We start from the raw sequence: 7,802 nt of genomic DNA, 5'->3' as shown, positions 1-7,802 counted from the left end.
CCACTGTCCACTCCGGCCCCGCGTAGACAACGTCCCAGGTCAGATGGGCACCGGTGCGTTCCACGTCGCAGTCCAGGCCGGCGCCGATGGCCTTCAACACGTCGCGTTCGGTCATGATCCCCACGCCCTCGGAATCCGGGTCGATCACGACCGCCGACCCGACACCACGGGCCGACATCATCCGGGCCGCCTGGCGGAGCGTGTGCTCCGGACCGACGACGAGGACCTGGCTGGACATCGCATCCCGTACCTGCATCACGCATCACTCCTTTGGGACGGTGGCATTCGGTACAGACATGGTGGTCGGTGGATGTTTCCGGGACAAGAGCGGCATCGCACAAGCTGCGGACGCTGGCTACTGTCGGATGGTGTCCACCGAGCCCCTGCGCTGCGCCGGCGCGCTGATCGTCGACCATGACGGCCGCATCTTCTTCCAGCGCCGCTCACCACACCGACGCCTGTTCCCCAACTGCTGGGACATCGTCGGCGGCCACCTGGAGCCGGGCGAGGACATCGACGAGGCGCTCCGCCGGGAGATCACCGAGGAGACCGGTTGGGTCCTCTCGCACGTCCTGGGCCAGGTGGGCGAGTACAGCTACGTCGGCGACGACGGCCTGGCCCGGACCGAGCACGACTTTCTGGTCCGCGTCGACGGTGACCTCGACCGCCCGAGGTTGGAAGCCGGTAAGCACACCGAGTACCGCTGGCTGGCCGAGCACGAGCTGACAGTGCTCGACGAGCACCGCGACGTCAACGACGGGCTGATCCGGCGGATCGCCGAGGAGGGCTTCGCCGTCCTCCGGTCGATCGGTCTGTGAACACCGTCGCGCTGGCGCCCCACCGGATCGCCGGGCTGCTCGCACCGGCGGTGGACCGGACCTTCCGCGCCGGCATGCTGGCCGGCCGGGACGGTGGTGGCGCCGAACTGTCCCAGCGCTACGGCGGGGTCACGGCGACCGGCTTCCTGGTCGACCTGCGCACCCGACTGGCCGCACCCGGTGGCACCGTCGACGGGCCCGGGTTCGCGGCGATCACCCGCTACCACGACCCGGTCGTCTGCCGGCGAGCCGTGGACAAGCAGGTGGCCCACGGGATGATCTACCGCAGCCCGGACGGCACCCTCTCCGCCACCGAACGCGGCGCCGCCTTCCTCGCCGAGCTCTACCAGGTGCACGCCGAGGTCACCGAGGAGCTGTGGGCCGGTCACGACGACCGGGTGGCCCGACTGGTCGCCGTGCTCGGCCGACTGCTGTCGTACGCCCTGGTGCTGGCCGACGAGGAAGAGGACCGGGGCGGGTCGGCCTTCGCCGCGCTGGCGCCCCCGTACGAACCGGACGGCACCCCGTCGGGCGTACTGCTGCTCAACCGGCTCGGCGCGCTGCGACACCACCGGGCCGACGCGCACGCCGCCGCCTGGGCCGCCGCCGGGCACACCGCGTCGAGCATCGCCGCACTGCCGCCCGGCCCCGAACGGCTCGCCATCGAACTGGAGACCGACCGGCGGGCCGCCGGCCCGTACGCCACGCTCGGCGCGGAGGAGCGCCTGACCATGCTCGCCGACCTGGCGGCGTTGCCCGGCTGACCGGTTGGCCGGAGCGACGCACCCGGCCGGGGCTATCCTCCAGCGGTGACCGGAGCAGGACGAGGGAGGATGTCGCGATGATCGGAATGGTGCTCGCGGCCGGCGCGGGACGACGGCTGCGCCCGTACACCGACACCCTGCCCAAGGCGTTGGTGCCGGTGGACGGCGAGACGACGATCCTGGACATCGCGCTGGGCAACCTCGCCGAGGTCGGGCTCACCGACATCGTGATCGTCGTCGGCTACGCGGCGGACGCGGTCCGCGACCGGCAGGCCGACCTGGAGAAGCGGTACGGGGTCACGCTCACCCTGGTGCACAACGACAAGGCCGAGGAGTGGAACAACGCCTACTCGCTCTGGCTGGCCCGGGAGTACTTCGCGCGCGGGGTGCTGCTGGTCAACGGGGACACCGTGCACCCGGTGAGCGTGGAGAAGACCCTGCTCGCCGAGCGTGGTCCGGGCATCCTGCTCGCCGTGGACACCCTCAAGCCGCTGGCCGAGGAGGAGATGAAGACCACCTTCGACGCCGCCGGCCAGCTCACCCGGATCACCAAGATCATGGATCCGGGCGAGGCGTACGGGGAGTACATCGGCGCGACGCTGATCGAGCCGCAGGTCGCCGACGCCCTCGCCGACGCGCTGGAGGCCACCTGGCGACGGGACCCGAACCTCTACTACGAGGACGGTTACCAGGAGTTCTCCGACCGGGGCGGGGAGGTGCGGGCGGCGCCGATCGGTGACGTCCCGTGGGTCGAGGTCGACAACCACGCCGACCTGGCCCGCGCGCGGGAGATCGCGTGCCGCTACTAGCTCGTAGCGTCCTCACCCCGCTGCACATCGACGTGCGACGCGGGGCGGTCGCCGACCTGGGCGCGATCCTGGCCGACGGGCGGATCTCCTCCGGGGGCGACGTCGCGGTGGTGGTCGGCCCGGGTCAGGGTGCCCAGATCGCGGAGCTGATCCGACCGTCGCTGCGCTCGGCGGACGTCTTCACCGTCTCCGGCGGGACCTTGGACGCCGCCGACGACCTGGGCGGCAAACTCCGCGCCCGGTCGTACGACGCGGTCGTCGGCATCGGCGGCGGCAAGACCATCGACGTGGCCAAGTACGCGGCCACCCGTCGCGGGCTGCCGATGGTGTCGGTGGCGACCAGCCTCGCCAACGACGGGATCGCCTCCCCGGTGGCCAGCCTGATCACCGACGGGATCAAGGGCTCCTACGGCGTGCACATCCCGATCGGGGTGATCGTCGACCTGGACTTCGTGGACAGCGGCCCGGACCGGCACAACCGGGCCGGCATCGGCGACGTGATCAGCAACATCAGCGCGCTGGCCGACTGGGAGCTGTCCCGGCAGGTACGCGGTGAGCCGGTCGACGGGCTGGCCGCCTCGCTCTCGCGGGCGGGCGCCGAAGCGGTGCTCAACCACCCGGGCGACATGAGCGACGACGCCTTCGTGATCGTCCTCGCCGAGGCGTTGATCTCCAGCGGCCTGGCGATGGCTGTCGACGGCACCAGCCGCCCGTGCAGCGGCGGCTGCCACGAGATCATGCACGCTGTCGACTCGCTCTTTCCCGGCACCGCCTCGCACGGCGAGCTGGCCGGGCTGGGCGCGCTGTTCTGCACCTGGCTGCGCGGAGACCTCCGCCGCTTCGGCGAGATGTCTGCCTGCCTGGCCCGACACGGTCTGCCCCGGCTCCCCGCCGAGGTGGCGCTCACCGACGACCAGTTCATCGAGGCGGTGCAGTTCGCGCCGCGTACCCGCCCGGACCGGTACACCATCCTCGAACACCTGGCACTGTCGCCTACCGAGACCCGGGAACGGCTGGCAGACTACGCCGGTGCAATCCGCGACCAGCTTGGCTGACCCCCGTCCCACCATCGCCGACTTCCACCGGGTCAACCGGGGTGGCGGCCTGTTCAGCGAGTCGATCAGCCAGTGGCTGGGGGCCGTCTTCGCGCTGGTAGCCCAGCGGCTCGGCCTGCGACCGACAGCGTTGACCATCACCAACCTGGTGCTCGGGCTGGCCACCTCGGTCACCGTGGTGGCGCTCGCCGGCCCGGTCGCCGCCGGGGACGTACCGGCCTGGCTGGTTGGTCTGCTCGCCCTGATCGGCTGGCAGGTGGCGTACTCACTGGACTGCGCGGACGGGCAGCTGGCCCGGGTGACCGGCCAGGGCAGCGCGGCCGGCGCCCGGGTCGACGTGCTCTGCGACGTGGCCGCGCAGATCGCCCTGGTGGCCGCCCTGGCCGCCACCGCCGTGGCGCAGCAGCCGTCCACGCCGACCTGGCTGGTGGCGGCCTTCGCCGGCACCTGGATGGTCAACCTGGTCACGTCGGTGATGCAGGCCGGGCCGAACGCGGCCAGCATGGTCACCTCGACCTCGCTGCCGGTGCGCCTGGTGAAGCTGGTCCGCGACTACGGCGCGGTTATCTTCGTGGCCGCCCTGGTGCTCGCGGTGGCCCCCGCGCTGGCCCTCTGGGTGATGATCGCCTTCACCATCGTCAACGGCGGTTTCCTGCTGGCCAGCATCGCCTTCTCCGCCCGCGCCTCGCTACGCTGACCGCCCCGCCCCCGGCCGGGCATCCGCCCCGCCCCGCTCCAAGATCCACACAACTTCCCTGATGTTGCTGCCTCCAGCCGCCGGCACACCGCAACAACCCTGAAGTTGCTGCCTCAAGCCGGCGGCGGGGCGGCGAGCGGCGCGGGTTCAGACGTGGTGGGGGGCACGGGACAGGCCCGCGTAGATGTCGATGAGCCGCTTGGTGACGACGTCGGGGTGGAAGGTGCGCTCGTAGCGGGCGCGGGCGGCCGAGGCCAGTCCGGGCGCACCGGCGCGGGCGACCGGCAGGGCGGCTGCGAGCGCGGCTGGCTCCGGCGCGACCACCCAACCGGCCTCGCCCTGAGCGATACCGGCCGGCCTCGCCGACCGCCCGACCCCGGGGGCGATCGGCGAGGCGACCTCGGACGCGACAGGTGAGGCGACCGTTGAGGCGACGGCGGCCGGCCCGGTGCCGGCGGGCTCGTGCGGGGCGTCGGCCCCGACCAGGTACGGAATGCCGCCCAACGCCGTACCGAGCACCGGCCGGCCGCTCGCCATCGCCTCGATGATCACGGTGGGCAGCACGTCGTGCCACATCGCGGCGGCGATCACCACAGCGCTCGCCTCGACCGCGGCCCGCACGCCGGCCCGGTCGAGCTGACCGAGGTAGACCACGTCGGGCCGCTCGGCGGCGGCTGCCTCCACGAGGTGGCGCAGCTCGCCGTCGCCGGCCACCCGCAGCGTGCCCAGCGCACCCACCGGGTGCCGACGCCAGGCGTCCAACAGCAGGTCGACGCCCTTCTCCGGGGAGAGTCGGGCCATGAAGAGGAACCCGTCACCGAGCGGCGCCGGCCGACCCGGGTCGGGTACGGAGTTCGGCTTCACCACGATGCGTTCGTCCGGGATGCCGTAGTCGCGCAGGTGGTCGGCGATCGCCGAGGTGAGCGCGATGTACCGGTCCACCGAGCGCCAGGTGCCCCGGTGCACGGCCAGGGTGGTCGCCATCAGCGCGCTCTGCACCGCCGAGTCGCGGTAGCAGCGGTGCTTGATCGCCGGCACCCCCAACGCCCGACCCTTGCAGTCCTGGCAGATCACCCCGTCGCGGAAGTAGATCCCCGAGGAGCAGACCTGCCGGTAGTTGTGCACCGTCTGCACCACCGGCACGCCGTGTCGGTGCGCGGTCCGCACCACCCAGGGCGAGAGCAGGGGGTACGGGTTGTGCAGGTGCAGAACGTCCGGCCGGTGCTCGGTGAGCAGGCGGCTCAGGTCGTGCTGGGCGCGCGGAGCCCAGATCGGCGAGATCGGCAGCAGCGCCTTGGCCGCCTTCGACATCGACGGGATCTCGTCCGAACTGCGGATGAAGGGCAGCACCTCGACGCCAGCGGCGGTGAGCTGAGCGATCTCCGAGTCGACGATCGTGTTCTCACCGGAGGGCTGGGCTTCCCGGTACCGGTTGTGCGCCACCACGATTCTCACTGAGCTTGCCTTTCGTTCGCGACCGTGCCGACTGTTGCTCGCGACTGCGGGGCTCGCAAGCTCACTCCTCGCGCTCGCGGTGGGAACTCGCAAGCTCATTCCTCACGCTCACGGGAAAGAAGGCTACCGTTGGGTCGTGCCCGAGCTACCGGAGGTTGAGGCGCTCGCGGGTTACCTGCGACAGCGCGCGGTGGGGCGGCGTGTCGATCGGCTGGAGATCGCCGCGATCAGTGCCCTGAAGACGTACGAGCCGGCGCCGACCGAGGTCGCCGGCCGGGCGGTGGTCGACGCCAGTCGGCACGGAAAGTTCCTCGATGTCCTCTTCGAGGGTGGCCTGCACCTGGTGGTGCATCTGGCGCGGGCCGGCTGGCTGCACTACCGGGAGGCGTTCCCCGCCACCACCCCACTACGGCCGGGCAAGGGCCCGATCGCGGTGCGGGTACGCCTCGACGACGGTTCCGGCTTCGACCTCACCGAGGCGGGCACCCAGAAGAAGCTGGCCGCATATCTGGTCACCGACCTCGCGGCGGTCCCCGGGGTGGCCAAGCTGGGCCCGGACGCGCTCGCCGCGGACCTGCCCACCTTCACCGAGCGGTTGCGGAGCCGGCGGGGGCAGGTCAAGGGGGTGCTGACCGACCAGTCGGTGCTGTCCGGCGTGGGCAACGCGTACTCCGACGAGATCCTGCACGCGGCGAAGCTGTCGCCGTTCGCGATCACCGATCGGCTCACCGACGCCCAGCTCGCCACGTTGCACGCCGCCACCCGGCAGGTCCTCGGTGACGCGGTCGAGCGGTCCCTCGGTCAGCGGGCCGCCGAACTCAAGGGCGAGAAGCGCTCGGGTCTGAAGGTGCACGCGCGGACCGGTCTGCCCTGCCCGGTGTGCGGGGACACCGTGCGCGAGGTGTCGTTCGCCGACTCCAGCCTCCAGTACTGCCCGACCTGCCAGACCGGCGGGAAGCCGCTCGCTGACCGTCGGTTGTCCCGTCTCGTACGGTGAGTAATTACACTCGGTGATCACCGAGTGGAATCGCCCTCACTGTGCCGAAGCTCCGGTCCGCCGGTCCCGCCGTTCGGGTATCCATCGGTATAGTGGCCCGGTCCCCGGCTTCTGAAATGGTGTGGAGCCGGCCAGATCCCACCGTAACCATCGGTCGCCAATCTCCTTCGGGGCGGCAACCGGTCGGGCTCGCGTGGGAGACTGGGACGGTGGGCGACCCGGGCCTTCACGCCGAGTGAGCGGCCCGTGTCATGCGGGAGGACATGGGTGAGGTGACGGCAAGCCTCCAGCGCCCGGTATCCAACGAAGGCCGGAGCAGACTCGTGCGGCACGTCGACAGCTTCGAGATCCAGCCGCCGACGCCGACTACGCACAACGGTGTACCCCGGTCGGCGTGGGCCAGGGCGCGACGTCGTGTCTCCCGTTGGCACCGCCCCTACACGGCCATCCTGGTGCTGCTCGACTTCGGCGCGGCGGCGTTCGCCAGCTGGATCGCCATCCAGCTCTTCGACCAGGCCGCCTCCGGGTTCTCCGGCACCAAGCAGGACCCGACCTGGTTCCACACCATCTCCTACCTCCTGCTCCCGCTCGGCTGGGTCGTCATCCTCTGGGGCAACCGGGCGTACGACCGGCGCTATCTGGGGCTCGGGCCCGACGAGTACAAGCGGGTCATCCGGGCGTCGGTGACGGTGGCCGCGAGCGTCTCCTTCCTCGCCTTCGCCACAGTGACCCAGCTCTCCCGGTTCACCGTGGGCACCGCGCTGGTCGGTGCGGCGCTGCTGATCCTCTGGGGCCGGTTCGTGGCCCGCTGGGCCCTGCACTACATCCGCCGGCAGGCCGGCCAGGCCGCGCACCGGATGGTGCTGGTCGGCACCCTGCCGGAGTGCCTGGAGGTCTACGCGGCGGTCACCCGCAGCCCGTCCGCCGGGCTGATGCCCGTCGCCATCCACATCACCAACGGGTACGCGGCGGCCCGGGGGATGCCGACCCCGGTGCCGGTCTACTCCGGCCGAGACGTGCTGGCCCTGGTCCGTGAGGTCGGCGGGGACACCATCGCCGTCTGCGGGTCGGCCAGCGCCGAGCCGGGTGAGCTGCGGCGGCTGGCCTGGCAACTGGAGGGTTCCGGTGTCGACCTGGTGGTCGCCCCGCAGCTCACCGACATCGCCGGCCCCCGGGTGCACATCCGGCCGATCGAGGGTCTGCCGCT

9 protein-coding genes are annotated in these 7,802 nt (G+C 71.6%); 7 read left to right on the top strand and 2 right to left on the bottom strand.

The genetic code is table 11. The features are described from left to right. The coding region (locus KBX53_RS14940) for a cyclic nucleotide-binding/CBS domain-containing protein (protein WP_210859864.1) at positions 1–256 on the bottom strand (256 nt) is incomplete at its 3' end. Between the two features lie 109 nt (positions 257–365). On the opposite strand from KBX53_RS14940, the gene KBX53_RS14935 reads away from it, so the two are divergent. From KBX53_RS14935 to KBX53_RS14915, 5 genes are all read left to right on the top strand, one after another. Continuing rightward, positions 366–818 (top strand): NUDIX hydrolase, encoded by a 453-nt coding sequence (locus KBX53_RS14935; protein ID WP_030331646.1) that lies wholly within the window; start codon positions 366–368, stop codon positions 816–818. Beyond that, positions 815–1,582, top strand: a complete 768-nt coding sequence (locus tag KBX53_RS14930; RefSeq protein ID WP_030331648.1) for a hypothetical protein — start codon at positions 815–817, stop codon at positions 1,580–1,582. The genes KBX53_RS14935 and KBX53_RS14930 overlap by 4 nt, the downstream gene beginning before the upstream one ends. Positions 1,583–1,659: 77 nt before the next feature. Beyond that, positions 1,660–2,391 carry a sugar phosphate nucleotidyltransferase gene (locus KBX53_RS14925; protein WP_030331650.1) on the top strand — a complete coding sequence of 244 codons (732 nt, stop codon included), beginning with the start codon at positions 1,660–1,662 and terminating at the stop codon, positions 2,389–2,391. Continuing rightward, entirely contained in the window at positions 2,379–3,446 is a 1,068-nt protein-coding gene (locus KBX53_RS14920) for an iron-containing alcohol dehydrogenase family protein (RefSeq protein ID WP_030331652.1), read from the top strand. The genes KBX53_RS14925 and KBX53_RS14920 overlap by 13 nt, the downstream gene beginning before the upstream one ends. Then, the gene (locus tag KBX53_RS14915; protein WP_030331654.1) at positions 3,421–4,143 is read left to right on the top strand and encodes a CDP-alcohol phosphatidyltransferase family protein; all 723 of its coding nucleotides are present in this window, start codon (positions 3,421–3,423) and stop codon (positions 4,141–4,143) included. The genes KBX53_RS14920 and KBX53_RS14915 overlap by 26 nt, the downstream gene beginning before the upstream one ends. Before the next feature lie 147 nt (positions 4,144–4,290). Here KBX53_RS14915 and KBX53_RS14910 read toward each other — a convergent pair whose 3' ends face one another. After that, on the bottom strand, positions 4,291–5,598 hold the full coding sequence (locus KBX53_RS14910; RefSeq protein ID WP_210859858.1) for a glycosyltransferase family 4 protein: 1,308 nt from the start codon (positions 5,596–5,598) through the stop codon (positions 4,291–4,293). Between the two features lie 136 nt (positions 5,599–5,734). Here KBX53_RS14910 and KBX53_RS14905 point away from each other — a divergent pair, with 136 nt between their 5' ends. After that, positions 5,735–6,595, top strand: coding sequence for an Fpg/Nei family DNA glycosylase (locus KBX53_RS14905; protein ID WP_030331658.1), 861 nt, complete (start codon positions 5,735–5,737; stop codon positions 6,593–6,595). Between the two features lie 263 nt (positions 6,596–6,858). Continuing rightward, the coding region (locus KBX53_RS14900) for a nucleoside-diphosphate sugar epimerase/dehydratase (protein WP_369010004.1) at positions 6,859–7,802 on the top strand (944 nt) is incomplete at its 3' end.

The sequence above is a fragment of the Micromonospora sp. M51 genome (genome assembly GCF_018070305.1).
Lineage (GTDB): Bacteria > Actinomycetota > Actinomycetes > Mycobacteriales > Micromonosporaceae > Micromonospora > Micromonospora parva.
This window is presented reverse-complemented; position numbering and strand designations above follow the sequence as displayed.

What these genes read in the sequence shown, in the direction of transcription:
- KBX53_RS14935 (WP_030331646.1), top strand. Translation starts at nt 366, where the DNA reads ATGGTGTCCACCGAGCCCCTGCGCTGCGCCGGCGCGCTGATCGTCGAC.
- KBX53_RS14925 (WP_030331650.1), top strand. Translation starts at nt 1,660, where the DNA reads ATGATCGGAATGGTGCTCGCGGCCGGCGCGGGACGACGGCTGCGCCCG.